The 26,659-nt window shown below is 71.6% G+C and carries 21 protein-coding genes; 15 read left to right on the top strand and 6 right to left on the bottom strand.

Annotated features, from left to right (window positions below):
• Nucleotides 1-98: 98 nt before the first annotated feature.
• On the top strand, nt 99-698 hold the full coding sequence (locus ACGFIO_RS21370) for a TetR/AcrR family transcriptional regulator (RefSeq protein ID WP_392828028.1): 600 nt from the start codon (nt 99-101) through the stop codon (nt 696-698).
• Between the two features lie 3 nt (nt 699-701).
• A complete protein-coding gene (gene paaK / locus ACGFIO_RS21365; protein ID WP_392828027.1) occupies nt 702-2,000 on the top strand; it encodes a phenylacetate--CoA ligase PaaK in 1,299 nt (432 codons plus the stop codon).
• 61 nt (nt 2,001-2,061) lie between these two features.
• On the opposite strand, the gene ACGFIO_RS21360 is transcribed toward paaK, so the two are convergent.
• Nucleotides 2,062-2,742 carry a SprT-like domain-containing protein gene (locus tag ACGFIO_RS21360; RefSeq protein ID WP_392828026.1) on the bottom strand — a complete coding sequence of 227 codons (681 nt, stop codon included), beginning with the start codon at nt 2,740-2,742 and terminating at the stop codon, nt 2,062-2,064.
• A 103-nt stretch (nt 2,743-2,845) separates the two neighbouring features.
• On the opposite strand from ACGFIO_RS21360, the gene ACGFIO_RS21355 reads away from it, so the two are divergent.
• From ACGFIO_RS21355 to ACGFIO_RS21320, 8 genes are all read left to right on the top strand, one after another.
• Complete coding sequence (locus ACGFIO_RS21355) at nt 2,846-3,385, top strand: RNA polymerase sigma factor (RefSeq protein ID WP_392828025.1); 540 nt, start codon at nt 2,846-2,848, stop codon at nt 3,383-3,385.
• A 14-nt stretch (nt 3,386-3,399) separates the two neighbouring features.
• Complete coding sequence (locus ACGFIO_RS21350) at nt 3,400-4,221, top strand: zf-HC2 domain-containing protein (protein WP_392828024.1); 822 nt, start codon at nt 3,400-3,402, stop codon at nt 4,219-4,221.
• Nucleotides 4,218-5,078 (top strand): ABC transporter ATP-binding protein, encoded by an 861-nt coding sequence (locus tag ACGFIO_RS21345; protein WP_392828023.1) that lies wholly within the window; start codon nt 4,218-4,220, stop codon nt 5,076-5,078. The genes ACGFIO_RS21350 and ACGFIO_RS21345 overlap by 4 nt, the downstream gene beginning before the upstream one ends.
• Entirely contained in the window at nt 5,075-5,824 is a 750-nt protein-coding gene (locus ACGFIO_RS21340; protein ID WP_392828022.1) for a hypothetical protein, read from the top strand. Before ACGFIO_RS21345 ends, ACGFIO_RS21340 begins: the two co-directional genes overlap by 4 nt.
• Nucleotides 5,821-6,486, top strand: coding sequence for a hypothetical protein (locus ACGFIO_RS21335; protein ID WP_392828021.1), 666 nt, complete (start codon nt 5,821-5,823; stop codon nt 6,484-6,486). The genes ACGFIO_RS21340 and ACGFIO_RS21335 overlap by 4 nt, the downstream gene beginning before the upstream one ends.
• 116 nt (nt 6,487-6,602) lie before the next feature.
• Complete coding sequence (locus ACGFIO_RS21330) at nt 6,603-8,273, top strand: multicopper oxidase family protein (RefSeq protein WP_392828020.1); 1,671 nt, start codon at nt 6,603-6,605, stop codon at nt 8,271-8,273.
• Nucleotides 8,273-9,034, top strand: a complete 762-nt coding sequence (locus ACGFIO_RS21325) for a hypothetical protein (RefSeq protein WP_392828019.1) — start codon at nt 8,273-8,275, stop codon at nt 9,032-9,034. The genes ACGFIO_RS21330 and ACGFIO_RS21325 overlap by 1 nt, the downstream gene beginning before the upstream one ends.
• Nucleotides 9,035-9,173: 139 nt before the next feature.
• On the top strand, nt 9,174-14,582 hold the full coding sequence (locus ACGFIO_RS21320; RefSeq protein WP_392828018.1) for a peroxidase family protein: 5,409 nt from the start codon (nt 9,174-9,176) through the stop codon (nt 14,580-14,582).
• Nucleotides 14,583-14,897: 315 nt separating this feature from the next.
• Here ACGFIO_RS21320 and ACGFIO_RS21315 read toward each other — a convergent pair whose 3' ends face one another.
• A complete protein-coding gene (locus ACGFIO_RS21315; RefSeq protein WP_392828017.1) occupies nt 14,898-15,878 on the bottom strand; it encodes an NAD(P)H-quinone oxidoreductase in 981 nt (326 codons plus the stop codon).
• An 87-nt stretch (nt 15,879-15,965) separates the two neighbouring features.
• On the opposite strand from ACGFIO_RS21315, the gene ACGFIO_RS21310 reads away from it, so the two are divergent.
• Nucleotides 15,966-16,898: an AraC family transcriptional regulator gene (locus tag ACGFIO_RS21310; protein ID WP_392828016.1), complete on the top strand. Its 933-nt coding sequence runs from the start codon at nt 15,966-15,968 to the stop codon at nt 16,896-16,898.
• 76 nt (nt 16,899-16,974) lie between these two features.
• Here the strand turns inward: ACGFIO_RS21310 and ACGFIO_RS21305 are convergent, their stop codons facing one another.
• The 3 genes from ACGFIO_RS21305 to ACGFIO_RS21295 are packed head-to-tail and all read right to left on the bottom strand — an operon-like array spanning nt 16,975 to nt 19,678.
• Nucleotides 16,975-17,775 (bottom strand): class I SAM-dependent methyltransferase, encoded by an 801-nt coding sequence (locus tag ACGFIO_RS21305; RefSeq protein ID WP_392828015.1) that lies wholly within the window; start codon nt 17,773-17,775, stop codon nt 16,975-16,977.
• 49 nt (nt 17,776-17,824) lie between these two features.
• The gene (locus ACGFIO_RS21300) at nt 17,825-18,655 is read right to left on the bottom strand and encodes a hypothetical protein (protein WP_392828014.1); all 831 of its coding nucleotides are present in this window, start codon (nt 18,653-18,655) and stop codon (nt 17,825-17,827) included.
• A 33-nt stretch (nt 18,656-18,688) separates the two neighbouring features.
• A complete protein-coding gene (locus ACGFIO_RS21295; protein WP_392828013.1) occupies nt 18,689-19,678 on the bottom strand; it encodes a LacI family DNA-binding transcriptional regulator in 990 nt (329 codons plus the stop codon).
• A 76-nt stretch (nt 19,679-19,754) separates the two neighbouring features.
• On the opposite strand from ACGFIO_RS21295, the gene ACGFIO_RS21290 reads away from it, so the two are divergent.
• The 4 genes from ACGFIO_RS21290 (at nt 19,755) to ACGFIO_RS21275 (ending at nt 25,022) form a co-directional block, all read left to right on the top strand.
• Nucleotides 19,755-20,909, top strand: a complete 1,155-nt coding sequence (locus ACGFIO_RS21290) for a Gfo/Idh/MocA family protein (RefSeq protein WP_392828012.1) — start codon at nt 19,755-19,757, stop codon at nt 20,907-20,909.
• The gene (locus ACGFIO_RS21285) at nt 20,906-21,904 is read left to right on the top strand and encodes a sugar phosphate isomerase/epimerase family protein (protein ID WP_392828011.1); all 999 of its coding nucleotides are present in this window, start codon (nt 20,906-20,908) and stop codon (nt 21,902-21,904) included. The genes ACGFIO_RS21290 and ACGFIO_RS21285 overlap by 4 nt, the downstream gene beginning before the upstream one ends.
• A 108-nt stretch (nt 21,905-22,012) precedes the next feature.
• Entirely contained in the window at nt 22,013-22,573 is a 561-nt protein-coding gene (locus ACGFIO_RS21280) for a hypothetical protein (RefSeq protein WP_392828010.1), read from the top strand.
• Between the two features lie 52 nt (nt 22,574-22,625).
• On the top strand, nt 22,626-25,022 hold the full coding sequence (locus tag ACGFIO_RS21275; protein ID WP_392828009.1) for a tetratricopeptide repeat protein: 2,397 nt from the start codon (nt 22,626-22,628) through the stop codon (nt 25,020-25,022).
• Between the two features lie 40 nt (nt 25,023-25,062).
• Here ACGFIO_RS21275 and ACGFIO_RS21270 read toward each other — a convergent pair whose 3' ends face one another.
• Nucleotides 25,063-26,607 (bottom strand): tetratricopeptide repeat protein, encoded by a 1,545-nt coding sequence (locus ACGFIO_RS21270; protein WP_392828008.1) that lies wholly within the window; start codon nt 26,605-26,607, stop codon nt 25,063-25,065.
• Nucleotides 26,608-26,659: the final 52 nt, after the last annotated feature.

Below are 26,659 nucleotides of genomic sequence, written 5' to 3'. Positions count from 1 at the left end.
CTACCGTCCGTTCGTTCGGTTATCAACCCCCTGGGAGCGTTGGTGGCACAAACCACGGCCCTGCGGAACACGGCCCCGCAGACGTTCGAGCACGCCCGATGACGGACGCTCCCCGTCGCCGCGGACGGCCGGGCCACGACCAGAACGCCGTGCTGGCGGCCGCGGTGCGGCTGTTCAACCAGCACGGGTACGAAGCGACGAGCATGGGCGACCTGGCCGAGGCGCTCAACATCACCAAGTCGAGCATCTACCACCATGTGACCAGCAAGCAGGATCTGCTCAAAATGGCCGTCGACCACGCCCTGGACGGGTTGCGGGAGGCGGCGGACGAGGTGACCACGCTGGAGGCACCGGCCATCGAGCGGCTGGAGCGGCTGATCCGCCGCAGTGTGCTGGTGCTGGCCGACCGGCTGGAATTCGTGACGCTGCTGCTGCGCGTACGGGGAAACAACGGGGTCGAAAGGGACGCCCTGAACCGCCGCCGGGTGCTCGACGCCCAGGTCACCGAGCTGGTCAAGCAGGCTCAGGCCGACGGCGACCTGCGGGCCGACGTCGATCCGGCCACGGCCGCGCGGCTGCTGTTCGGCATGGTCAACTCGTTGACCGAGTGGTACCGGCCGCGGCGGGGCGGGGCCACCACCATGGCCGACGCTGTGGTCGCGATGGCCTTCGAAGGGCTGAGAACCAGACAGGAGTAAGCCGTGGAGGACCGTACGCCCAGCCCGGACGACCTGGAACCGATCGAGCGCGCCTCGGTCGACGAGCTCCGCGCTCTGCAGCTCTCCCGCCTGCGGTGGTCGCTGGGCCACGCCTACTCCCGGGTGGCCGCGTACCGTGAGATGTTCGACGCGGCCGGCGTGCACCCCGACGACCTGCGCGACCTCGACGATCTCGCCAAGTTCCCGTTCACCGACAAGGCGACGTTGCGCGACAACTACCCGTTCGGCATGTTCGCGGTTCCGCGCTCGCAGATCTCCCGCGTGCACGCGTCCTCCGGCACCACCGGCCGCCCCACCGTCGTCGGTTACACCCATGACGACGTACGCACCTGGGCACGCCTGATGGCCCGCTCGATCCGGGCGTCCGGCGGGCGGCCCGGCGACCGGGTGCACGTGGCGTACGGATACGGGCTGTTCACCGGTGGTCTCGGAGCGCACTACGGCGCCGAGGAGCTCGGCTGCACGGTCATCCCGGTGTCCGGCGGGATGACCGAGCGGCAGGTCATGCTGATCCGCGACTTCGAGCCGGACGTCATCATGGTCACGCCCAGCTACATGCTGGCCATCGTCGACGAGATGCGCCGGCAGGGCGTCGACCCGCGCTCGACCTCGCTGCGGGTCGGCATCTTCGGCGCCGAGCCGTGGACGCAGGACCTGCGGCAGGAGATCGAGCAGACCCTGGACATGCACGCGGTCGACGTCTACGGCCTGTCCGAGGTGATGGGCCCGGGCGTGGCCAACGAGTGCGTGGAGACCAAGGACGGCCTGCACGTCTGGGAGGACCACTTCCTGCCCGAGATCGTCGACCCGGTCACCGGCGCGGTGCTGCCCGACGGCGAGTACGGCGAACTGGTCTTCACCTCGCTGACCAAGCAGGCCATGCCGGTCGTCCGCTACCGCACCCGCGACCTGACCCGGCTGCGGCCCGGCACGGCCCGCCCGATGCGCCGGATGGAGAAGATCACCGGCCGCACCGACGACATGATCATCCTGCGCGGCGTCAACCTGTTCCCGACCCAGATCGAGGAGCTGATTCTGCGTACACCCGCCCTGACGCCCCACTTCCAGTGCGTACTGGGCCGCACCGGCCGCCTCGACACGCTCACGGTCAAGGTGGAGCGCCGGGCCGGCCTGTCACCGTCGACCGCCGCCGGGGCCGGGAGTGATCTGGCCACCCTGATCAAGAACACGATCGGTGTCAGCGTGGCGGTCGAGGTGATCGAACCGGACGGCGTGGAACGCTCGATGGGCAAGATGAAGCGCATCGTCGACCAGCGCTGAGCCGAGCGAGTCTCAGCAGTGGATGTCGGCGTACGCGCTCATCGTGGCGCTGACCGCACCGTCACCTGGCGGAGAGGGCGGTGAAGGCGACGCTCAGCAGGCCGGCGCCGGTCTGGACCTGGTAGCGGGTACGGCCGCGTTTGACGACGGTGCCGGCCAGGCCGGCGTACTTGCCCGTGCCGGTGAGCCGGACCCGGGCGCCGACCTGAAGTGGCACCGGCGGGGGCGCGGTGGCGGGCCGGCCGGTGCGGATGCGCGCCAGCTCGGCGGCGTAGCGTGCGTCCATCTCGGCCGGCCCGCCCCGATGCGTCCAGATGTAGATCGCGGCCGGGTCGAAGCCGGTGGAGCAGGACCGGCACGACTTCACCCGGATCGGGCGGCGGTGGGCCGTCGTGCGGTGACCGGCGGGGCAGACCCCCGTCCACGCGCCGTCGACCGTGGGCGCGTCGGGCGGCATGCACCGCCGGCCCGAGCAGCCGATCCGCTGGGCGGTGGCCCGCCACACCCGGTCGTGGCCGTGCCGGGGGCCGGCCAGCGCGTGGGCGATCTCGTGCAGCACCGTCTCGGTGACCTGCTCGACGTCGTACCGCGAGACGAGGGGCCGTGACAGCCCGATCTCCTTCGCGTCGAACCGGCACACCCCGGCCCGGGTCTTGGCGTTGTCGAACACCAGTCGCCACCCGGTCAGCCGATGCCGCGCGAACAGCTCGCGGGCCAGCCGTTCCGCCGCCGTCAGATCCAACCCACCACTCCCGCCGACCACCAACGCCGGACAATCCTGCCACGACCGATGAACCGTTCCGGCCGTGCGGTACGACGAACAGGGCGTGAAGGAAAGGTCAGGGATGCCGACGGGACCGTCCGAGGCCCGGGAGGACGCGCGACTGCTCGCGGCAGTGGCCGACGGCGACCGGGAAGCGTTCGCCGAGTTGTACCGGCGGCACCTGCCGTGGCTGCTGGTCCGGCTGGGCCGGCGTTGCTCGTCGCCCGATCTGGTCGACGAGGTCGTGCAGGACACGTTCGTGGTGGTGTGGCGGTCGGCCCGGCAGTGGGACCGGCGCGGCGCGGTGGCCGCGTGGATCTGGGGCATCGGCGTCCGGCGGCTGGTCGACGCGCTGCGGCGGAGCCGGCCACCGGCCGACGAGCTGATCGAGTTCGCCGGCGTCGAGACGTCGGCCGAGGAACACGTGCTGCTGGGCGTCCAGTACGGCGACGTGGGCGCGGCCCTGGCCGGCCTGTCGCCCGAGCTGCGGGCGGTGGTGCAGGCGACCGTCCTGGACGGGCTGACCACCCGCGAGGCCGCCCGGCTGCTGGGCATCCCGCCCGGCACGGTCAAGACACGGATGATGCGCGCCCGCGCCCTGTTGCGGGAGCGCCTGGCATGACGGAGGAGGTGGGTATGACCGGGTGGCATCTGGATCCGGAGGCGGTCCGGCAATACGCGCGGGGCGCCGTACGACCGGAGGCGGCCGCGTCGGCCGAGGCGCACCTGATGGGTTGTGCCGCCTGCCGGGAGACGTTGACGCCTTTCGTCGACGCCCGGCGGGCGGAAGCCATCTGGCGTGAGGTGGCCGACCGCGTCGACGCTCCGCGGCGGAGCCGGTTCGAACGGCTGCTGGTGCGGCTGGGCGCCGGCGAAGCCACCGCCCGCCTGGTGGCCGCCACACCGACCCTGCGGGGGCCGTGGCTGCTGGCGGTCGCGGCCGTGCTCGCGCTCGCGGCCGGCGCGGCGCAGGCCGACGACCGGTTCCTGCGGATGTTCCTGGTCGTCGCGCCGCTCGGGCCGCTGGCCGGGGTGGCCGTGGCCTTCCTGGGTGGCCTCGATCCGACCCGGGAGATCGGGCTGGCCGCGCCGTATTCGGGGCTGCGGCTGCTGCTCGTGCGTACGGCCGCGGTCCTGACTGTGACCGTACCCATCGAGGCCGTGGCCGGTGCCGCCCTGCCCGGCTCGCACTGGCTGGCCGCCGCCTGGCTGCTGCCCACGGCCGGGCTGACCGGGGCCGCGCTGGCGTTGACCGGCCGTCTGGCCCCGGTCGTCGCGGTCGGCGCGGTGGCCTCGGTGTGGGTGCTGGTGACGGTCCCGGTCACCCTGGCCGGCCGGCTCGATCTCGCCTTCGGCGCCGGCGCTCAGACGTTCTGGCTGGCGGTAGCGGTCGGCTGCGGCGCCTGGCTCACTGTCGCCCGGTCGGCCGTCTCGACCAGATTGGGGAGAAAAGCATGATCACCGTACGCGTCCAGAGCGCGACCAAGGCCTTCGGCCGTACGACGGCCCTGGACGGCGTCGACCTGACCGCCGGACCGGGCGTGACCGGCCTGCTCGGGCCCAACGGCGCGGGCAAGACGACGCTGCTGCGGATCATCGCCACCGTCCTGGCCCCGGACCGCGGGGAGGTGACCCTGCTCGGCCGCGACCCGTCCGGCCCCGGCGACCGCACGTGGATCCGTCAGCGCCTGGGCTACCTGCCGCAGGACGCCGGCTTCCACCGCGGTTTCACGGTCTTCGAGTTCATCGACTACGTGGCCATCCTCAAGGAGATGACCGACCGCCGGGCCCGGCACGACGAGGTCCGCCGGGTGATCGCGCTGACCGGGCTGACGCCGGTCAGCGGCAAGCGGATCCGGGCCCTGTCCGGCGGGATGCGCCGCCGCGTCGGGCTGGCGCAGGCGCTGCTCGGCCGGCCCGGCCTGCTCGTCCTCGACGAGCCGACGGTCGGCCTCGACCCCGAGCAGCGACTGCGCTTCCGGGAGATGATCTCGCAGGCGGGCGAGGGCCGCACGGTCATCCTCTCCAGCCATCAGACCGAGGACGTCACCGCCCTCTGCACCCGGATCGCCGTGATCCACCAGGGCCGGGCCCGGTTCACGGGTACGCCGTCCGAGCTGACCGCCACGGCCGAGGGCCGGGTGTGGACGGACTCGGAACGGTCGCCGGCCGCGATCACGGCCTGGCGCACCGGCGACGGCACGTACCGCAACGTGGGTGATCCGCCCGCCGGCGCGGAGCTGATCCCGCCCACCCTGGAGGACGCCTACCTGCTCCTGATGGCCGCGCCGGAACGGGAGGTGTCCTCGTCATGACGTCACTGATCGGCCGGGAGGCCGCCCGCCTGGCCCGGCATCCGGTGCTGTGGCTGGCCCCGGTCGTCGTCGCCGTCACCTCGGCGCTCGACGGCGCCAGCGACGGCCGGACGGCCGGCTACTGGTACGGCACCGTCTTCGTCGCGGTCGCGTTCTTCGGCCCGCTGATCGTCCTGTTCGCCGCGAACCTGGTGGCCGGCGGCGCCCGCCGCGGGCGGGCCGAGGAGATGCTGAGCGCGACCCCGACGACGGACACCCGCCGGACCTGGGCGATGTGCCTGGGCGTCGCGCTCCCGCTGGCCGGGGCGGGCGCCGTCGCCGTCGGTGGCATGGCCCTCCTGGACCTCCTCAACACGATCCCGGCGGCCGACCGGATGACCGCGGGCGAACTCGCCCAGCTGCCGTTCGTCCTGGCCGGGGCCGGGCTGCTCGGTGTCCTGGCCGCCCGCTGGCTGCCCTTCACCGGCGGCGTGCTGATCACCTTCATCGTCGCGACGCTGGGCGCGCTGGTCGTGTTCGGCCGGTTCGACGACGGCGTCTGGTGGATGTGGTGGTCGACCGGGCAGACTCTGGCCGACCGCCCACCGGTGCCGGGCAACCCGTGGTTGCACGCCGCCTACCTGGCCGGGCTCTGCGTCTGCGCCGCCGTCGCCGCCGTCCACCGTCATCAGCGAACCCGTCTGGTCGTGGTCGGTGCCCCGGTGCTGGCCGTCACCCTGCTCCTGGGCTGGCTCCAGCTCTCATGACACCGTCCGTCGGGTGGGAGCTGGTCCGCCGTGGCCACCTGCGACGCGGCCTGCGACTGACACCGTTGGCGGCCGGCGCCGTGTCCGTCGTGGCGTTCCTGGTGTCTCGCCGCGGCGGCTCGCCGGACGCCCTCGGCGACCTGCGTGTGGCGGCCCTGCTGCTGACCCTGGGCAGCGGGTACGTGCTCGACGACGGCGCCGCGGGCATCCTGCAGGCGAGCCCGTACGCCCTGGCCCGCCGGGTCCGGCTGCGCATCGCCGCCGCGGCGGTCCTGCTGGTCCCGGCCTGGGCGTCGTTGCTCGCCGGTCTCCTCCGGTCGGCCCGGCCCAGCGACCGGTGGACCCTCGGCCTCGGCCTGACCGTGGAGTTCGCCGCCGTCCTGACCGTGGTCTGGGCCATCGCCGCGGTGGCGCGACGCCGGGGAGTCGATCATCCGGGGGTCGTCACAGGCCCGGCCCTGCTGGCGTCGCTCTTCCTGATGTCGTCGTTGGCGCGGGCGCCGATGCTGGTCGGGCTCGGCCCGGACTGGGTGCCGGCCCACCTGCGCTGGTCGGCCGTCCTGGCCGGCGCGGCGGCGGTGCTCGCGGTGGCGGTCGGTGATCCGGCCGCGGACTGGCGGCGCTCGGGAGAGCGGTATCTGAAGAAGCTGGGAGCTTCCTGAATTGGTGATCTTGCATATGCGGGGCGGGCCACAGGTTTGCGGGCGGATTGCCTAAGCCGGGGTTCGTAGCGTCCTGATCCCTGAACGGACGTTTACCCCGAGACGGAGACTGCCTCATGTCGGATCGGAATGTGAGCCGCCGCAACGTGCTCAAGGGCGCCGCCGCGCTCGGTGGCGCCGGGCTGGTCGTGGCGACGGCCGGCGGCGAGGTCATGGCCGCCTCGAGCAAGCTGGCCAGCAAGAACACCCCGCAGCCGTACACCAGCATGTTCCGGCGCCCGCCTGTGCTCCTGCCGTCCGAGCAGGGGGTCGACGAGAAGGGGCCGTACCAGAAGTACTGCCTGACCCAGAAGGTCGGCCGGGCCAGCATGGTGCCGGGGCTGACCACCGAGATCGCCGGCTACAACGGGATCTTCCCCGGGCCGACCATCTCGGTGCAGCAGGGCACGCGGACCGAGGTGCGGATCGCCAACCACCTGACCGTGCAGAAGATCAACGGGCTGCCGTTCCGCACCGTCACGCACCTGCACGGCTCGGCGTCGCTGCCGCAGTACGACGGGTACGCCAACGACTGGACCGTGGCCGGCAACTGCAAGACCTACAAGTACCCGAACTGGCAGCAGGCCCGCACGCTCTGGTACCACGACCACAACCACCTGAGCACCGCGCAGAACGTGTTCTCGGGGCTGGCCGCGCAGTACCACCTGCACGACCCGTACGAGCAGGCCCAGCTGCCCCAGGGTGAGTACGACGTCCCGCTGGTGGTCAGCGACATGGCGTTCAACGCGGACGGCTCGGTGGCGTTCGACGACTCCGACCACGCCGGCTTCATGGGTGACACGGTGCTGGTCAACGGGGTGCCGTGGCCCAAGATGCGAGTCAAGCCGCGGGTCTACCGGTTCCGCATGCTGGCCGCCGGCATCTCCCGCTCGTGGCGGTTCACGCTGAGCAGCGGCGAGCCGATGTACATCGTCGGCAACGACGCCGGCATGACGCCGAAGGTGACGCCGGTGCAGTCGTACCGGCACGGGGTGGCCGAGCGCTACGAGATCCTGATCGACTTCCGGAAGTACAAGGTCGGCACCAAGGTCGAGCTGCGCAACCTCAGCAACAAGAACAACGTCGACTTCGCCAACACCGGCAAGGTGATGCAGTTCGAGGTGGTCGCCGACTCCGGCGCGCCGGACCCGTACAAGATCCCGACGACCCTCGATCTGGGCCCGCAGCCGTTCACCAACCGGGGCGCGATCGAGGTCAACAAGCTGACCCCGGACATGGCCAAGGCCCGCCGCCGGGTCCGGGTCGAGCGCAAGCACGGCCTCTGGACGGTCAACGGGGAGACCTGGGAGGACGTCGAGAACTCCAACTTCCAGCGCGTCCTGGGCAACCCGAAGCCGTACGACGTGGAGATCTGGGAGCTGGTCAACGAGTCCGGCGGCTGGTTCCACCCGCTGCACATCCACCTCATCGACGCCAAGATCATCGGCCGCAACACCACCCCGGACGGCAAGGCCCACCCGTGGGAGGGCGGCGGCAAGGACGTCTTCTACCTCGGCGAGAACGAGACGGTCACCGCGCTGATGCAGTTCACCACCGGCGACGGCAACGAGGGCGGCCGCTACATGGTGCACTGCCACAACCTGGTGCACGAGGACAACGACATGATGATCCAGTTCGCGGTCGGGGACGTGAACATGAACGACCCGGTCACCTCGGACCGCCCGGCCGGCGACGACCGCGACGAGCAGCCCGCCGTGTACGCGCCCGGTTTCCCCCTGGGTTCGTGATGCGGGCCCGGATCTGCCTGGTCCTGATCGTGCTCGTGGCCGGCACCCTGCTGGTCGGGCGGGCGGCGGGATGGTTCGCGAGCCCGGTCGCGGCCACCACGCCGGTCGCCAAGGTGTTCAGCGACGACACCGGTGACAGTCAGGCCGTCACCACGTTCGACAAGGCTATGGTCCGCAAGCGGGCGGCGATCGGGATCCACCCCGGTCCCGGCGCCGACCGCGCGCGGATCGCCCGGGAGATGCGGCGGATCGCCCGGGCCGACAAGCTGGGTACGCTCGAACCGGCCACGTTCGCGGTGTTCAGCCAGTCGATGCTGGAGTTCCTGGTGCCCGAGATGACGTTCGTGGCGCCCGAGGGCGTGTCGGTCGAGCGGACCGAGGCGATGATGCGCGACCACCAGCCCGCCGACGTCGCGTTCTACCTGGTCCAGCCGGTGTACGTCCACGACATCACGTTCGGCCTGGTCACCGCGGGCGAGACCCCGGACCGGGTACGGGCCGCGGAGGACGCCGAGGGCATCATCACCGACGTCCTGGGCCGGTACGACACCAAGGTGCAGAGCACGGGCCTGACCATCCGCTACTTCGGGGCGGTTCTCGGCGACTCGTCGATCGCCTCGGTGCGTGCGGCGATGGGCCGGGCGGCCGGCGTGCCACCGGACCGCGTCCAGGTGTCGGCCAACCTGCCCGGACCGGGCGTGGACCTGAGCAACGGCGCGTATCTGATCGACGACGAGGCAGCGCACCACACCCATCGATAGCCGTACCTCTCTGAGGCCGCCCTGAACCCGGTTCAGGGCGGCCTCAGCGTGTGGTCAGGCTCTCGCGAGCCCGGCCAAATGCCGCAAGACGACCATGTACGAAATTCCCGGTTCTCCTCCGCTCCCAAGGAGTCACCGCATGAAGCTCCGCACCGTCGCCGCGGTCGCCGCCCTCCTGGCCGGCTCGCTCGTCGCCACCCCCGCCCCCGCCCAAGCCGCCCCGATCGGCCAGGGATTCACCATCACCCCGGCCGACCTCGCGTACATCCTCAAGCAGATCAAGATCGCTGAGGCCCACGTACGCAACACGACCAGCGCCACCGGCCCGTGCGGCGCCCTGCTCGGCGACGGCCCGGACCAGCTGCCCAGCCCGCTGCTGGCGTTCGGCCTGCGGACCGTCGACGGCAGCTGCAACCACCTGACCAAGGGCGAGGAGACCTACGGCGCCTCGGACCAGATCTTCCCCCGGCTCGGCGGCAAGAACTTCAAGGCGGCGGAGAACGCGCCGGCCGGTCTCTTCGGCCCCGGCAGCCCGAGCTTCCCGACCACGTACGCCGACAAGAGCGCCGGCAACACCGTGGTCGACTCGCAGCCCCGGCTGATCAGCAACCTGATCGCCGACCAGACCTCGAACAACCCGGCCGCCCTGGCCGCCGCCGGCCACCCGGTCCGCAGCCAGACCACCGGCACCGGCGACGTGGTCATGGACGGCGGCACCGTGTTCATCCCCAACGTCACCACCGACGTCGGCCTCAGCGCACCGTACAACTCGTGGTTCACGCTCTTCGGGCAGTTCTTCGACCACGGCGTCGACCAGACCGTGAAGGGCGGCGGCACGGTCATCGTCCCGCTGCGCGCCGACGACCCGCTGATCGCCGGCCCCGACCGGATCCCCGGCAACGGCGACGACCCCAAACCGGGCGACGCGAAGTACGTGCCGGCGTCGATGCGGTTCATGGCGCTGACCCGGGCGGCCAACCAGCCCGGCCCGGACGGCAAGCTCGGCACCGCCGACGACGTCCAGGACGCCACCAACACCGACAGCCCGTACGTCGACAACTCCCAGACGTACACCTCGCACGCCTCGCACCAGGTCTTCCTGCGCTCGTTCACCGGCAACCCGCCCGTGGCCACGGGTGAGCTCCTGGCCGGCGCCAACGGTGGCCTTCCCACCTGGGCCGACGTCAAGAAGCAGGCACACGACGAGCTCGGCCTCGCCTTGGCCGACAAGGACGTGCTGAATGTCCCGGCCCTCTTGACCGACCCGTACGGCAAGTTCGTGCCCGGCCCGGCCCGCGGCCTCCCGCAGTACGTCACCAAGCACGGCCTGGTCGAGGGTGACCTGGCCGACCCGGTCGCGGTGCCGGCCGACGTGCTGTACTTCGGCACCCCTTTCCTCACCGACATCGCGCACAACGCCGACCCCACTCCGGTCGACACCGACCACAACCCGGCCACCCTGCCGGTCGCCCCGCGGCCGGACGACGACAGCACCGCCTCGGCCGACTTCGCCGCCCAGCCGACCGGCACCTACGACGACGAGATGCTCGCCGCGCACTACATCGCCGGCGACGGCCGGGCCAACGAGAACATCGGCCTGACCGCGGTGCACCAGATCTTCCACTCCGAGCACCAGCGGCTGGTCGGCGACATCGAGCGGGTGCTGACCGACGACGGCACCACGCTGTCCGAGTGGCGCCTGGCCGACGGCTCGTGGAACGGCGAGCGGATCTTCCAGGCCGCCCGGTTCGTCAACGAGATGGAGTACCAGCACATCGTCTTCGAGGAGTTCGCCCGCAAGATCCAGCCGGCGATCAACCCGTTCCAGCCGTTCGCGTTCACCCAGACCGAGATCAACCCGGCCGTCACCGCCGAGTTCGCGCACGCCGTCTACCGCTTCGGGCACTCGATGCTGACCGAGCGGATCAGCCGCACCCTGGACGACGGCTCGGACGCGTCGATGCCGCTGCTCGACGGGTTCCTCAACCCGCCCGCGTTCACCCGTAACGGCACGCTCAGCCCCGAGGAGGCGGCCGGCTCGATCGTCATGGGCATGTCCGACCAGGTCGGCAACGAGCTCGACGAGTTCATGACCGACACGCTGCGCGACAACCTGCTCGGGCTGCCGATGGACCTGGCCGCGGTCAACATCTCGCGGGGACGGTCGGAGGGGCTGCCGACGCTGAACCAGTTCCGGCGGTCGCAAGGGACGGCCCTTCCGGCGTACACCAGCTGGGTTGATTTCGGCGAGCACCTCAAGCACCCGGAGTCCCTGGTCAACTTCATCGCCGCGTACGGGAAACACCCGTCCATCGCCTCCGCCTCTTCCATCTCGGCCAAGCGCGCCGCCGCTCAGGCGCTCGTCGACGGTGACGCCACCTTCATGAACGCGCCGGCCGCGAGTTCCGGGCTCGACGACGTCGACCTGTGGATCGGCGGGCTGGCCGAGGAGACCATGCCGTTCGGTGGGCTGCTGGGCAGCACGTTCAACTACGTCTTCGAGAACCAGCTGACCAACCTGCAGAACGGTGACCGGCTGTACTACCTCGCCCGTACCCCCGGGATGAACCTGCGCACCCAGCTCGAGGGCAACTCGTTCGCCGAGCTGATCGAACGCAACACCGACGCGCACACGCTCAAGGCCGACTCGTTCGGCACCGCCGACTGCAAGTTCCAGCTCGGGCACCTCGCGCGGATCGGCGGCAACGAGGTCGACGACGACCCGGCCACGTCCTGCGACGAGCACGCGCTGCTGATCCGGCTGGCCGACGGCACGATCGCCTACCGGGCCCGCAACACCGTCGACCGGCCCGGGATCAACGGTCAGTCGGTCTTCGAAGGGACCGAGGACGCCGACCGGGTCCGCGGCGGCAACGACAATGACACCATCTGGGGCGCCGAGGGCGACGACGTCCTCGAGGGCGGCGCCGGCAACGACGTCACCCTCGGCGGCGAGGGCGACGACATCATCACCGACCAGGCCGGCGACGACGTGCCCAAGGGCGGACCGGGCAACGACGCCATCGACGGCGGCATCGGCGCCGACATCGTCATGGGCGGCACCGGCAAGGACTTCACCGACGGCGGCGCCAACATCAACGAGACGTTCGCCGGCGAGGGCGACGACTTCGTCAAGGCCGGCGACGGCGAGGACGCGGTCTTCGGCGACTCCGGCGACGACTGGGAGGAAGGCGGCAACGGCCCCGACCTGCTGCAGGGCGACAGCGGCAACCTGTTCTTCCTGGACGACATGAACAAGCCCGGCAACGACGTGCTGATCGGCGACGGTGGCGATGACGACTACGACATGGAGGGCGGCGACGACATCGGCGTACAGGGCCCCGGCGTGGAGAAGAACGCCGGCGGATCCGGGTACGACTGGTCGGTCAACGGCTCGGACTCCGACCTGGCCCTGCCGCTGGCGCCGCTGGGCACCCTGACCATCGGGGTGCGGGACCGCTTCAACGAGGTCGAGGCCCTGTCCGGCACCGACGGCAACGACACGCTGCGCGGCGACGACCTGGTCCCGTCGGCGGTCGGCGGAGGCGGCTTCCTCGGCTGCGACGCCCTCGACGCGGCCGGCGTGGCCCGCATCCACGGCCTCGACCAGGTCGTCACGTCGCTGCCGACGCCGGTCACGGCCGTCGGGAATGTCACCGGCCGCCCCTGCGACCTGCACGGCGACGTCTGGGGCGACGGCAACATCCTGCTCGGCGGGGCCGGCGACGACCTCCTCGAGGGCCGCGGCGGCAACGACATCGTCGACGGCGACCGCTACCTCGACGTGCGGCTCAGCGTCCGGGACAGCGCCGGCAACGAGATCCGGTCGGCCCGGTCGATGACCGAACTGCAGCCCGACGTCTTCGCCGGCAAGATCAACCCCGGTCAGATCTTCACCGTACGGGAAATCCGCACGGCCCCCACCCCCGGAACCGACACGGCGGTGTTCTCCGGCAACCGCGCCCAGTACCTCATCGAGAAGGCCGGCGACGCCCTGGTCCTGACCGGCCCCGACGGCGTCGACACGGTCCGCAACGTGGAGAAGCTCCAGTTCGCCGACGAGACCGTGGACGCGTCGTTGTTCACCGCGTTCTTCGGTGTCACCGCGCTGGCCGGCGACGGGCAGGCCACCGCCCTGTTCACGCTGCCCGACGTCGGCGGGCCGGCGGTGACCGGGCTGACGCTGGAGCAGACGGTCGCCGGGACGAGCACACTGATCGACCTGCCGGCCTCGGCGACCAGCTTCGTGGCGCGCGGGCTGACCAACGGCGTGCCGGTCACGTTCCGGCTCCGCCTCGACACGGCCGCCGGCCCGGGGGTGTTCAGCGCGGCCTCGGACCCGGTCACGCCCCAGGTTCTGGCCCCCACCGACGGCGACGACGACGACGGCACCGAGAACGAGGGGGACGACTCCGGGACCACCGATCCGGCCGGTCCCACACCCACCCCCACCGGCACCTCCGACCCGACCGGCCCGGCCGGCCCGGCCGCCTGTGTGCCGCACGCGGCCGGAATCCCGGTCACGCCCTGTGCACCGGTGATCGGCACGGCCACCGCCGGGGACGAGTCGGCCACTGTCACCTGGACGGCGCCGGCTTCGGACGGCGGCAGCCCGATCTTCGGCTACGAGGTGCAGGAACTCGACGCGGACGGCATCGTGACCGACGTGGACGTGGCCGGTCCCGAGGCGACGTCGCTGACCTTCCACGGGCTGACCAACGGTTCCTCGTACACCTTCTGGATCCGCGCGGTCAACGCGGCCGGCGCGAGCGAATACTCCCTCGCTTCCAACACGGTGGTCCCGGTTCCCGCCCGGGTCGACCCCACCCCCATTCCCACGACTCCGACTCCGATTCCCACCACCCCGACGACCCCGGCCACTCCCACCCCGACCACTCCCGTGCCGACCACACCGCCGGTGACCACCGGACCTCAATCGCCGGCGACGGTGCCCGGCGCACCGCGGATCGGGCTGGTCAGCGCCGGTGACCGCCGAGCGACCATCCGCTGGACGGCCCCCACCGGCGGGGCCGACCTCTACGAGATCCAGGTCGTCGACGCGTCCACCGGCCGGGCCGTCGGCGCCATGCGACTGGTCTCCGACAACGCCTCCCCCGAGGTGATCGACAGCCTGGTCAACGGGCACGGCTACCGCTTCCGGGTCCGCGCCGTCAACGCCGTCGGGGCCGGCCCGCTCTCCGCGCTCAGTGCCACCGTGGTGCCGTACACCGTCGCGGGCCTCCCCGCTTCCCTGACCGCCCGGACCGGCGCGGCCGGCGGCCCGGCCACCGCCTCGGTGACCTGGACCCCGCCCGCCGGCAACGGCGGCGCACCTGTCACCGGCTACCGCGTCACCGTCCAGCGCCTGACCGCGAAGGGCGCCGCCACCGGCACCCCGGCCGTGACGACGGTGGGTCCGGCCACCCGCGTCTGGACCCTGACCGCGGCCCGGGGCGTCCCGTCGGGCACGAAATACCGGGTCATCGTCCAGGCCGTCAACCCGGCCGGCGCCGGCACGGGACGGGCGGTGACCGCCGTGGTCCGCTGACCGCCGAAACATCGAGCCCGGGCCGCGCTGACGGCCCGGGCTCGATCGCGTAACGCGTCGATCCGGCCGAGTCGACCGCGGCGGGCCGATCGCCGAGAATTCAGCAGATCGCGCCTTCCGTAAAGCCTGACAATCCAGATAGGACACTGTTCGATGTCGACGCTGATGATGTCGATGTAATCGGAGATCTCATGGATGATCGCGAATTCCTGGATCGCCAGGCGGCCCAGCCCGGAAGAGCGGCCGCGCGAAGGGGCGCAAGCCCGAGGGGATCGGCGCCATGTCGACCGACCGGCCAGGGGCGCTGCTCGGCGGTCAGCCCTGAGCGACCAGGAGAATCTTGCCGATGTGGTCGCCGGCCTCCATGGCCCGGTGCCCGTCGGCGGCCAGCGCCAGCGCCAGCGTCCGGTCGATCACCGGCCGGACCCGGCCCGCCGCGACCAGCGGCCACACCTCGTCGGCGACGTGCGCCACGATCCGGGCCTTGTCCGCCCGTGGCCGGTGCCGCAGCCCGGTGGCCGAGATCGAGCCGGACTTCGCGGCCAGCGCCAGGAAGTCGAGCTCGGCCGCCGTGCCGCCCTGCATCCCGATCGTCACCACGTGGCCGTCGCGCGCGAGCACGGCCACGTTCCGGGCGAGATAGGCGGCCCCGATCACGTCCAGCACCACGTCCGCGCCGCGCCCGCCGGTATGCTCCAGCGTGGCCGCCACGAAGTCGTCGGTCGTGTAGTCGACGACCAGATCAGCGCCGAGTTCCCGGAGCCGCTCGTGCTTGGCCGGCCGCGCCGTCGTCACCACCGTGGCGCCGAGCGCCCGGCCGAGCTGGATGGCGAAGGTCCCGATGCCACTCGCACCGCCGTGGACGAGCAGCGTCTGACCGGCGCGCAGCCCGGCGATGTCGACCACGTTGGACCAGACCGTGCACGCCACCTCCGGCAGCGCCGCCGCTTCGACCAGAGACACCCCATTCGGTACGGGCAGCAGCTGACCCACCGGCACCGCGACCTGTTCGGCGTACCCGCCGCCGCCGAGCAATGCGCACACCTGTTCGCCGATCCGGCTCCGCGGCACACCGGGGCCCACCGCCGAGATCACACCCGAGCACTCCAGCCCGGGGAACTCCGGCTCGCCCGGCGGCACCGGATACCAGCCCTCCCGCTGGCCCAGGTCGGCCCGGTTGACGGCCGTCGCCACGACGTCCACGACCACCTCACCGGGGGCGGGCACCGGCCCGGGCACCTCGGCCCAGCGCAGAACATCCGGATCACCGGGCCTCTCGATCACGATCGCATGCATGGGAGCAGCCTGCGGCAGCCGGGCCGATCGGCGGTTACCGTGGCGTCCAGCATCCTTGACCGATCGTCCAGAAGCGGAGACCCTCCGATGTACGGCCGTTTTGTCGCCCACGGCCCGTGGGCCTTCACCGCCGACTCCGGCGCCGGTGTCTGGGTCCTGTCCGTCGCCGCGGGCCGGGCCGCGATCACGGCTCCGGAGGCCGGCGTCACCGTCGTCGCGGAGACCGGCGACCGTGTCGTCATCGGTGACCGCCAGCCGGTCGTGGTCACCGACGGTTCGACCGCGGCGGCGGCCGCCTGCCCCGCGACCGCGACACCGGTGGTGCGCGGCCTGGCCCGGCACGGCCGCACCGGCCCGCTGACCGACCTCCGTGCGATGCGCATCGGCGCCCCGGCCCGGTCGCGGCCCGGCCCGCTGCCGGCACTGCTCAGACTCGACCCCGATCCGGGTACGACCGCCGCCCTCGACGCCACCTTCGCCCTGCTCGAACACGAGCGGGACAGCGGCGCGCCCGGCGCCGGCCTGGTCCTCGACCGCCTCGCCGACGTGCTGATCACGCACACCGTCCGGGCGGTCGCCACCACGACCGCGGCCCGGCCGTCGACCCTGCTGTCGATGCTGAACGACCCGCAGATCGGCCGCGCCGCCCAGGCCATGCGCGGCGACCTCGCCCACCCCTGGACCGTGGCGTCACTGGCCCGCGAGGCCCGCATGTCGCGGGCCGGGTTCGCCGCGTCGTTCCGGCGGACGACCGGCTACAGCCCGTTCGCCCTGCTGCGCCACTGGCGGTTGTGCGAGGCGAAGCGCCTGCTGGGCACGACCGGGCTCACGCTCACCGAGATCGCGCTGCGGGTCGGCTACGAGTCCGCACCGGCGTTGAGCCGCGCGTTCAGCCGCCAGGAGCAGGTCACCCCCGGCGAATGGCGCCGTCGCGGCACCACCAGCGAGATCGCCGGGGCCGGCGCCAGGACGGGCGCGGCGGCGCTGACGGGCGGCTCCAAGACGAGCGCGGCGCGCTGACAAGCGGCGCCGCGACGGGCGGGCGCGTCAGCGACGAGCGGGCGCGTCAGCGACGAGCGGGTCAGCGACGAGCGGGTCAGCGGGCGGTCACGATGAAGGCGGCCATGGTGGAGTTGACGGGCCCGTCGCCGAAGCGCTCGGCTACCGCGCTCTCGACCGCGTCGGTGACCGCGGCCAGCCCGGTCTCGTCCCGCGCGACGATTTCGTGCCGGGTCGGTGTGCCCTGGCAGAACCCGACCGCCACGTCCCGCGCCGAGGGCGCCACGCTGGGCAGGGTCAGCGCCTCGACGCTGGTCTCGCCGAACCCGGCGGCGCCGAGCGCGTCACGGATCGCCTCCGGATCGTGGTATCCGTGCGGCGTACGGGCGATGAACCCCGGTGGATCGGCCGGGAACCGCCGGGCCAGCGCCGAGACCACCGTGTCGACGATCGGGCTGGTCTCGACGCGGTCCCAGACGCTGAACACCAGCGTGCCGCCGGGCGCGAGGACCCGGCGCATCTCGCGGTAGGCCCGGTCCTTGTCGGGCATGAACATGACCCCGAACTGGCAGAACACCGTGTCGAAGTCACCGTCGGCGAAGGGCGGATCCTGCGCGTCGGCCGTGCGGAACTCCACACCTGAGGTGTGCGGCCGCACCGCCGCGACCGCGAGCATGGGCTGGTTCAGGTCGGTGGCGACGATCCGGGTGCCGGCCGGAAGCGCCCCGGCCACCGCGGCCGTGGCGATGCCGGTGCCGGCGGCCAGTTCCAGCACCGACCGGCCGGGCCGGGCGGCCAGCCGCGCGGCGAGGTCCCGGGCGTACGGCTCGAACAGCAGCGGGCCCAGGCACCGGTCGTAGATCTCCGGAATAGAACCGACGAAGTCCTGATCAGCCATGTGGTCACGGTAATGCTCGGCGGGGCCGGCCGCGTCCACCTTCCGGGGGTCAGCCCTGACGGAAGCGCCAGGTCTTGCTGTCGAGGACGATGCAGACGCTCGGGGACATGACGATCACGCGCAGGGTGCCGTCGCCCTCCTGGTAGTCGATGCCCTCGGCCTCGAAGGTTCCGGAGCACGAGCTCTGCAGCGGCAGCTGGCGCAGGGCGGTCACGTGGCCGGTCAGGTTGCCGCCGTCCGGCGTACCCGAAAGGTCGATCCGCAGCAGCGGCTTGGTGATGCCGAACAGGGTGCCGGCCGGGTCGTCGGACGAGCAGAGCAGCACCGTGGCCGAGAAGAAGTCGCAGCCCTGCACGTCGCGGGCGGCATGGTCGAGCTGCACGGTGAACGCGAGCGGCAGCGGCGACGTGGCGGCGGGGTTGAGGCCGGGCGCGGCGAAGCCGAGGAGGCGGTTCATGGTGCCGTACTCGCCGGAGAGCATCCACGCGCCGGTCAGGGCGGTCCACGAGTTGTTGTAGGCCTCCCCGGACGCGAGGGGGTGGAAGTACTCGGTCCAGGCGCCGGTCGGGGACTGGGCCCGGAACATCTTGCCGTTCTGGTCGGCCCGCTGGTACGGCTCGACGTACCAGCCGTTGACCGAGTCGGGGTCGCCGACGTGGTCGTAGCCGCGGGACGAGACGTCGGCCGGGATGGTGCCGACGCCGGTGTAGCGGTATTCCACGGTGCCGTCGCGGCGGATGACGGTGAGTCCCTGGCTCTCGTCGAGCGCGCGGGCCCGGTCGGAGCCGACGGTCACCCAGGAGGTCGCCGCCTGGGCGGGGGTGGGCAGGCCGAGAACGAGCACGGCGACGGAGATGACTGCGGCAAGGAGGATTCGCATGGCGCGAACCCTGCCAGGCATAGATGGATATCGCTATAAGGCGGGGTGACGAGCAGTCGTGCCCCGGATCACCAGGCGCGGTTCGAGGACCACTTCGAGGCGATCGGTACGCCCGTCGTCCAGCCGTGACACCGCCGCCGCGACCGCGTGCCGAGCCTGGGCCGCCGCGTCCTGGTTCACAGTGGTCAGGTCGATGTGGGCGAGCCGGGCGAGCGTGCTGTCGTCGTACCCGATCACCGACATCGCACCCGGAACCTCCACACCGGCCCGGAGAAACGCGTCCAGCAGCCCCACCGCGCAGCGGTCGTTGGATGCGACGACGGCGGTGGGCGGCGCGGCCACCAGCTGCCGTCCGGCGCGGATCCCGCCCTCTTCGGTGTGGTCGCCCGGTATCACCCGGGCCGGCAGGCCGGCGCGACGCATGGCCGTCCGGTAGCCCCGGCGCCGGGTCGAGGCCACCGCTCCCTTGCCGCCGTCGACGAAGGCGATGTCGTGGTGGCCGAGGGCGATCAGATGATCGAGTGCGGCCGCGACACCGACGTCGTCCGCGGGCCGGACCACGTCGACCAGGGACGACGAGACCTGCCGGCCGACCACGACCACGGGCACCTGCTGGGCCAGGTCATCGAGCGCGGCCGCGGAGGCGTCGGGCCCGAGCAGCAACACCGCCTCGCACCGGAAGTCGAGCAGGGACGCGATGGCGCGCTCCTCGGAGTGGCTGCGGGTCAGGGTGGACAGCACCACCTCGTACCCGATCCGGTCGGCCTCGACCTGGATCTCCTCGACCAGCTCGGCGTGGTACGGGCTGCGCACGTCGAGCAGCACTCCGAGCTGATGCCGCCGGCGCCGGGCCAGCAGCGACGCCGCCCGGTCGGCCCGGTAGCCGAGCTCGGCCGCCGCCGCGAGCACCCGCTGCCGGGTCCGCTCGCTCGGCCCGGGCGCGCCCCGCAGCACGAGCGACACGGAGGCCGTGGACACGCCGACGCGGGCGGCGACATCCTCCAGCCGCGGCCGTTGATCCACTCCAGGCCTCCCTTGACACATCCGCGAAACACGGTCGATAGTACTCATGTTTAAAGCGCTTTAAAGAGGAGGCCCGATGACCGGAGAGATCGGCGTGGCGGTGATCGGCGCGGGCATGGTCGGCCGCGCCCACGCCGCCGCCTACCGCGACGCCGCGAGCCTCTACGAGCTCGGCGGCCCCACCGCACGACTGGTCGCCATCGCCGACCTGCACGAGCCGTTCGCGACCGACGCGGCCCGCCGCTTCGGCTACGAGAAGGCCGAGACCGACTGGCGCCGGGTCATCGACGACCCGGCCGTGCACGCGGTCAGCGTCGCCGTCGCCAACAACCTGCACCGCGAGATCACCGTCGCCGCACTGGAACAGGGGAAGCACGTCCTGTGCGAGAAGCCGTTGGCCCCGACGATCGCCGACGCCCAGGCGATGGTGGACGCCGCGTCCCGGGCGACCGGCAGCGTCGACGCGGTCGGCTTCACGTTCCGCCGCTCCCCCGCCGTCGCCGCGATCAAGCAGCAGGTCGAAGAGCGCCTGGGCCCGGTACGCCACTTCGTCGGCAACTACTGGTGCGACTACGGCTTCGACCCGCGGCGCCCGATCAGCTGGCGTTACCAGGGCGGGCCGGGCAGCGGCGTGCTGGCCGACATCGGCAGCCACCTGACCGACCTGGCCGAGTTCTTCTGCGGCGAGACCGTGGGCGTGCACGGCACCACGATGGCCACCCTGATCAAGGACCGGCCGCGGCCGCTCGGGATGGCGATGGGCCACGCCGGCGGGGTCGAGCTGTCCGACCTGCGCGACCCGGTCGAGAACGAGGACGTCTGCACGTTCACCAGCAGCTACGCCAACGGCGCGGTGGGCACGTTCGCGCTGTCGCGGGTCGCGTACGGCCACGCCAACACCCTGAGGTTCGACCTGTTCTGCGAACGGGGCACCGCGTCCTTCGACCTGAACCGGCCGGCCGAGTTCAGCATCATCGACGACGTCCCCGACCGGGCCGGCAACGGCGCCCGTACGGTGTCGATCGGCCCTTGGCATCCGTACGTCGGCGGTGGTCTGCCGATGGACTTCCCCACCGTCGGCCACGGTCAGAACGACTTCTTCGCCTTCCAGGCCCGCGCGTTCCTCGACCAGATCGGCGGCCTCGACCGGCTGCCCCCCTGCCCCGACATGGCCCACGGGCTGCACAACCTCCGTGTTCTGGACTCCGTCACGAAAGCGGCTTCAGTATGAGACTCGGTGCGTACACCGCCTGCCTGCACGACCGCCCCCTCGACGACGCGCTCGCCATCCTGGCCGAACTCGGCCTGACCAGCGCCGAGATCAACTCCGGCGGCTTCATCGCCGCGCCGCACCTCCCGATCGACGACCTGCTGGCCAGCAACGACGCCGGCCAGGACTATCTCGGCCGGTTCGCCGCGCACGGGATCACGCTGACCGGCCTCAACTGCAACGGCAATCCGCTCAACCCCGACCCCCTGGTCGGCCCCAAGCACGCGGAAGACCTGCGGCGGAGCATCGAGCTGGCGGCCCGGCTGGGCGTCAAGCGCGTCGTCACGATGTCCGGCCTGCCCGGCGGCCACCCGGGCGCGAAGACCGCCAACTGGGTCGTCAACCCGTGGGACAGCCAGTTCACCGACATGCTCGACCATCAGTGGGACGAGGTCGCGGTCCCGTTCTGGAAGGACATCCAGGCCCGCGCGGCGGACGCGGACGTCAAGGTCTGCATCGAGATGCACCCGCACAACCTCGTCTTCAACCCGCCGACCCTGGAACGGCTGGTCGAGCGCACCAACGCCACGCACGTCGGCGCCGAGCTGGACCCGAGCCATCTGTTCTGGCAGGGCATCGACCCGGTCGCCGCGGTCGAGCATCTGGGCGAGCTGGTCTTCCACGCCGCCGCCAAGGACACCCGGATCAACGCCGGCAACGTCAAGCTCTTCGGCGTACTCGACGATCGTTTCACCCGCACCCCGGCCGACGCCGGCCCGCTCAACCTGGGCGGCGGCAACACCCTCAACCAGTGGCCGCGGTCGCCGTCGTGGCAGTTCGTCGCGGTCGGCCGCGGCCACGGGGTGGACGAGTTCTGGACGCCGTTCCTGCGTGCACTGGCCGCCATCGACCCCGGCATGGCCGTCAACATCGAGCACGAGGACACCGAGCTCGACCAGATCGAGGGTCTGCGCCAGGCCGCCGGCAACCTGCTCACAGCCGCGAAAAACCTTTGACGGGTACGCCTTTCCTGCGGTCCCGTCTGTCGACGGCGAGGCCGCGGGTGGTCCCGCCTTTGCCGCCGGCGCCGGGCTCAGCTGCCGGGTCGCGCTCCTCGAACCGCAGTGGCCGCCCTGGGCGGCATCCGCGTCGCGGATGTCGCCCAGGCCTACCACCGAGTGGCCGCGGTGGATCAGTACGGCGACACTAGATCCATGACGGTAGTCAGAGAAAAACGCTGGGTGATCGGTGGGGTCGCCCTCGGCGCGGGCGTGTTCACGCTCGGTGGGCTTCTCCTCAAGGCGGGCCTCGAGCAGGCCGACCAGTGGGCCAGCGTCGGCGGCCTGTTCCTCAACATCATCGGCATCCTGATCAGTGCGTACGGGATCGTGCAATCCAAGCGGTCGTCGAAGCCGGAGCACGACGCGGGCGATTCGGCCAAGACCGTGAACAAGATCAGCGACGGCCGATTCGGCGGACCGACGTTCATGGTCCGCGACATGGACCAGACCGACCGGACGGCCGGACAAACCGGGTCGAGACCGGCGTCACCGCAACGGCCACCGGGCGACGTCGAGAACTGGGTCGAAGGCGGCACGTTCGACGAGACATTGATCATGGGGCGGGACGTCGTCTCCAAACCGCCGTCCCGATCACGGGACGCCGGCTCCGAGTCCGATGACTAGCGACGGCGTCTCGAACGAAATCCGCGGGGGCGTCTTCTTCAGCGACGTCATCATGGGACGTGACATCCAGATAACTCTGCCCGTCCCGGTTCCGCGGGCGCTGAACGGGCTGCCTCCGGCCTCGGCCGTGTTCACCGGGCGCGACAACGACGTCCAGGCGGTGCTCGAGACACTCCGACCGGAGCAGACGGACGCGCCGGTCCTCTCGGTCGCCGGTATGGCCGGGGTGGGAAAGACCGAGCTGGTCCTGCAGGCCGCCGACGAGGCCCGGCGCAACGGCTGGTTCCCCGGCGGCGTGTTGTTCGTCGACATGCTCGGCTACGACACGCGACGCGAGTTGTCCGCCGAAGCCGCGCTCGCGGGGCTCCTGGCGGCCCTGGGCGTGGCCGGAAAGTACATCCCCGGCTCGGAGGCCGACCGCAGCCGGCTCTTCCGCTCCGCGCTCGCCGCCCTGAGCGGGGAGAACCATCAGATCCTGCTCATCATCGACAATGCCGCCACGGCGGCACAGGTCACACCGCTGCTGCCCACCGACGACGGCACCAGGGTGCTGGTCACGTCCCGGCACACCCTGGACGTCGGAGCCCGCCTGTACGACCTCACCATCCTCGACCAGGCCGACTCGGTGCGGTTGCTGGCCGGCGCTCTGCATCAGGCACGAGGAGCCGCCGACGTACGGATCCGCGACGAAGCCGGCGCCGCGGCCGAGGTCGCCGCCCTGTGTGCCGGGCTTCCGCTGGCCCTGCGCATCTGTGGTGCCCTGCTCGCCGACCAGCCCACCCGGCCGGTGAGTTCCCTGGCCGGGCGCCTCGCCGCCGAACACACCCGTCTCGACAATCTGAGCAGGGAGAACAAGGCGGTACGGGCAGTCTTCGAACTCTCCTACCGCCACCTCGACGACCAGCAGGCCCACCTCTTCCGATCGCTGTCGGTCAACCGCGGCCCGGACATCGGCACCGACGCGGTCGCCGCCATGCTCGAACTGAGACCAGACGTCGCCGATCGGGCCATCCAGGGCCTGGCCCGCGCCCACCTCGTCGAACCCGGACTCCAGTGGGGCCGGTGGCGGACCCATGACCTGCTGCGGCTCTACTCCGACGAACTGTCCCGGGCCGCGGCCGACGAGCGCCGCCACGCGGTCGAGCGGTTGCTGGGCTACTACTCAGCAGCCGCCCGGGCGGCCGAATCACACTTGCTACCGCCTCCGGCCGAACGCTCGCCCTGGTTCCGCGGGCGGGACGAGGCGATGGCCTGGTTCGAGGACGAGCGACGAAACCTGGTCGAGGCCAGCTCCGCCGCCGCCGACGAGGGCAACGCCCGCGTGGCCTTCAACCTGGCGTTCACCCTGGGTCATTTTCTGCGCGACCGACGCTATTTCGACGACCTGATCACCGTCAGCGCGACAGCGCGGGACATCGCCCGGGCCCGGGGCGACAGCCACGGCGAAGGCGGCGCTCTCGGCAACATGGCGATGGCCCTGACCAACCTGCGCCGCTACGACGAAGCGCTCACCGTGCACCGGCAGGCCATCGACGCGCTCGGCGACGCGGGGGACCTCCAGGGCCAGGGCATGGCGCTCAACAACATCGGCCGGACCCTCACCGACCTGCGGCGCTTCGATGAGGCGGGTGCGGCCCACGAGGAGGCCGCCACCATCTTCCGGACCGCCGGCGACCGCTACCAGGAGGCGGCGGCGCTGACCCAGTTGGGCGGGGCGTTGCACGGACTGCGCCGCTTCGACGAGGCCATCAGCGCGAAAGCACGGGCCGCCACCATGTTCTCCGAGCTCGGTGACAGGCTACGAGCGGCCACCAGCATCGCCAATCTGGGGATCACCCTGATCGAGGCGCGGCGGACCGAGGCTGCGATCAGGGCATACCAGCATGTCATCGCCATCTTCCAGGCGCTCGGCGAACGACACTACCTGGGAATGGCGTTCAACAGTCTCGGCTCCGCGCTCACCGACGCCGATCGCCCCGATGAGGCCATCGAGGCGCACGAGCGCGCCGCCGTGATCTTCCGCGACACCGCGGAACGGCACAGTGAGGGCATCGCCCTCAACAACCTCGGCTCGGCCCTCCGCGCGGCCGGCCGCCCCGGCGAAGCGATCGAGGCCCATCGGCAAGCCGTGGCCATCTACCGCGAGACCAAGGACCGGCACCGCGAAGGAAGCGCCTGGAACAACCTCGGCATGGCCCTGTGGGACGCCGGCCGGCCGGAAGAGGCGCTGTCCGCCCTGCGGAAGGACCTCGAGATCTGCCGGGCGACCGGTGACCGGCACGGCGAGGGGACAACCCTCGACAACGTGGGTCTGGTTCTCGCCGACATGCTGCGGCTGGAGGACGCCGATCGACACTGGGCCCTTGCCGTCGACGCGTTCACGGACACCGGCGACCATGAACGGGCCGCCTTGGTGCGGCACCGCCTGCGCGAGCTGCCGTCGAGCTGAGGACGTTCACGTCAGCCTCGGCTCTCTTCCAGCCGGCGAATCACGGCTCCCTTCCAGCCGGCGAATCACGGCTCTCTTCCAGCTGGCGAGTCGCGGCCGCGAGGGAATCCCGGTAGCCGCCCGGGTTGGCCGCGGCGAGCCGCCGATACAGTGCGACCGCCTCGGTCAGCGCCCGCACCGCCTCGTCCCGGCGATCGGCCTCGGCCAACGTCGCACCGAGGTTGCGCAGCGCCAGGGCCAGGTCCGACTGAGCCGCCGGCACGATGGCGGCCAGCCGGCGAAACAGGCTCACCGACTCCGCACCGGCGTCGATGGCTTCCTCGTACCGATCCGCCGCCGCGAGCAGACCGCCGAAGTTGTCGAGCGCCGCCGCCAGGGCACCGACGCGGTCGGGTTCGCCGGTCGCCGCATGCCGGCGGCCGAGCTCGATCGCCTCGGCACCGACACTCAACGCTTCCTCCTGGCGGTTCGCCTGATCGAGGAGCGGGCTGAGGTTGGTCAGCGCGTGCGCCAGATCCGGTTCATGGGTTTCGGGATCGGCGGCGGCCAGGCGCCGGAGGACCGGGATCGACTCCGACAACAACAGCTGAAGAGCGTCCTCGGTCCGGCCCATCCCGGCCAGACGGTTAGCGAGGTTGCCCAGGACCGCCGTCAGCTCAGACTCGAACGCACCGGGTTCGGCCGCGTTCAACTGCCGGAAAACGGCCGCGGCTTCGTACGCCGCGTCGAGGCTTTCCTCCGCGCGACCCATCCGCGACAGCTGAGTCCCGAGCTCGTTGAGCGACTCGGCCAGTCTCACCAGCGTTTCGGGGACGGTCTCGTCGGCCAGGTCCCGCCGCAAACTCACGGCCCGTTGATAGTGAGGCAGCGACTCCGCGTGGCGTCCGAGTCGATCGAGGATGGTGGCCAGTACGAACGAGGAGAGCGCCAGGTCCTCGGCCGAGGCCAGATCGCCCAGCCCGTAGGCCTGGCTGTAGTGATGGTGCACTTCGGAGAGGTCGGCGGCCTGGGCGGCCGACCCTCGAGCCCAGGCCTGAAGGTGCCATCGCCAGTAGTCGGCGGCGCGGCCGTGCGCGGCGATGACATCGTCACGACGATCGTCCCGCACCGCACGGCGTGCGAGCTCGGCCGCGGTCCATCGCGGCACGAAGAAGAGACCGGCCGAGTCGGTGACCAGCAGCCCGGAGGCCAGGCAAGCGTCGAGGGCCGATTCGAGATCGTCAGCCCGTACCGGCGGGATCGGCTCGATGTCCCAGTACGGGGCCAGAGCGGTCCGCAGCGGCTCGGGTAGCTCTTCGATGTCGACCTCGCCGGGCGGAACGTCCGCTCGGGACAGGATCTCGTGGATCCGTTGCTCGGCGGTCCGCCACTCGTCCAGGTTGCCGGCCTCCGGGGCCGGCCGGCCCACCTGATAGAGCAGAGCAGCCTTCTCGACCGGCTCCCGGTAGACACTCGTACCCAGCAGCAACGTTTCGGCACCGGGGACCGACGCCAGGCTCGCGAGCGGGCCGTCGAGGGACACATCCCCCGCGGCCAGCGCGGCGCCCTCAGCGAGGGCGGCGTCGAGATAGTCCTTTTCGTGCATCTACTCACGATTCCTAACTAGATCAACCTCGATAGCTCCTCCTTACCCCCGA

It is taken from the genome of Actinoplanes sp. NPDC049265 (assembly GCF_043197135.1).
Lineage (GTDB): Bacteria > Actinomycetota > Actinomycetes > Mycobacteriales > Micromonosporaceae > Actinoplanes.
This window is presented reverse-complemented; position numbering and strand designations above follow the sequence as displayed.

Excerpts from the sequence above, each read along its gene's own strand:
- ACGFIO_RS21345 (WP_392828023.1), top strand. The coding sequence starts at position 4,218 with ATGATCACCGTACGCGTCCAGAGCGCGACCAAGGCCTTCGGCCGTACG.
- ACGFIO_RS21355 (WP_392828025.1), top strand. The coding sequence starts at position 2,846 with ATGCCGACGGGACCGTCCGAGGCCCGGGAGGACGCGCGACTGCTCGCG.
- ACGFIO_RS21335 (WP_392828021.1), top strand. The coding sequence starts at position 5,821 with ATGACACCGTCCGTCGGGTGGGAGCTGGTCCGCCGTGGCCACCTGCGA.
- ACGFIO_RS21270 (WP_392828008.1), bottom strand. The coding sequence starts at position 26,607 with ATGCACGAAAAGGACTATCTCGACGCCGCCCTCGCTGAGGGCGCCGCG.
- ACGFIO_RS21320 (WP_392828018.1), top strand. The coding sequence starts at position 9,174 with ATGAAGCTCCGCACCGTCGCCGCGGTCGCCGCCCTCCTGGCCGGCTCG.
- ACGFIO_RS21290 (WP_392828012.1), top strand. The coding sequence starts at position 19,755 with ATGACCGGAGAGATCGGCGTGGCGGTGATCGGCGCGGGCATGGTCGGC.
- ACGFIO_RS21350 (WP_392828024.1), top strand. The coding sequence starts at position 3,400 with ATGACCGGGTGGCATCTGGATCCGGAGGCGGTCCGGCAATACGCGCGG.
- ACGFIO_RS21330 (WP_392828020.1), top strand. The coding sequence starts at position 6,603 with ATGTCGGATCGGAATGTGAGCCGCCGCAACGTGCTCAAGGGCGCCGCC.
- ACGFIO_RS21310 (WP_392828016.1), top strand. The coding sequence starts at position 15,966 with ATGTACGGCCGTTTTGTCGCCCACGGCCCGTGGGCCTTCACCGCCGAC.
- ACGFIO_RS21340 (WP_392828022.1), top strand. The coding sequence starts at position 5,075 with ATGACGTCACTGATCGGCCGGGAGGCCGCCCGCCTGGCCCGGCATCCG.
- ACGFIO_RS21370 (WP_392828028.1), top strand. The coding sequence starts at position 99 with ATGACGGACGCTCCCCGTCGCCGCGGACGGCCGGGCCACGACCAGAAC.
- ACGFIO_RS21305 (WP_392828015.1), bottom strand. The coding sequence starts at position 17,775 with ATGGCTGATCAGGACTTCGTCGGTTCTATTCCGGAGATCTACGACCGG.
- ACGFIO_RS21325 (WP_392828019.1), top strand. The coding sequence starts at position 8,273 with ATGCGGGCCCGGATCTGCCTGGTCCTGATCGTGCTCGTGGCCGGCACC.
- ACGFIO_RS21285 (WP_392828011.1), top strand. The coding sequence starts at position 20,906 with ATGAGACTCGGTGCGTACACCGCCTGCCTGCACGACCGCCCCCTCGAC.
- ACGFIO_RS21275 (WP_392828009.1), top strand. The coding sequence starts at position 22,626 with ATGGGACGTGACATCCAGATAACTCTGCCCGTCCCGGTTCCGCGGGCG.
- ACGFIO_RS21315 (WP_392828017.1), bottom strand. The coding sequence starts at position 15,878 with ATGCATGCGATCGTGATCGAGAGGCCCGGTGATCCGGATGTTCTGCGC.
- ACGFIO_RS21300 (WP_392828014.1), bottom strand. The coding sequence starts at position 18,655 with ATGCGAATCCTCCTTGCCGCAGTCATCTCCGTCGCCGTGCTCGTTCTC.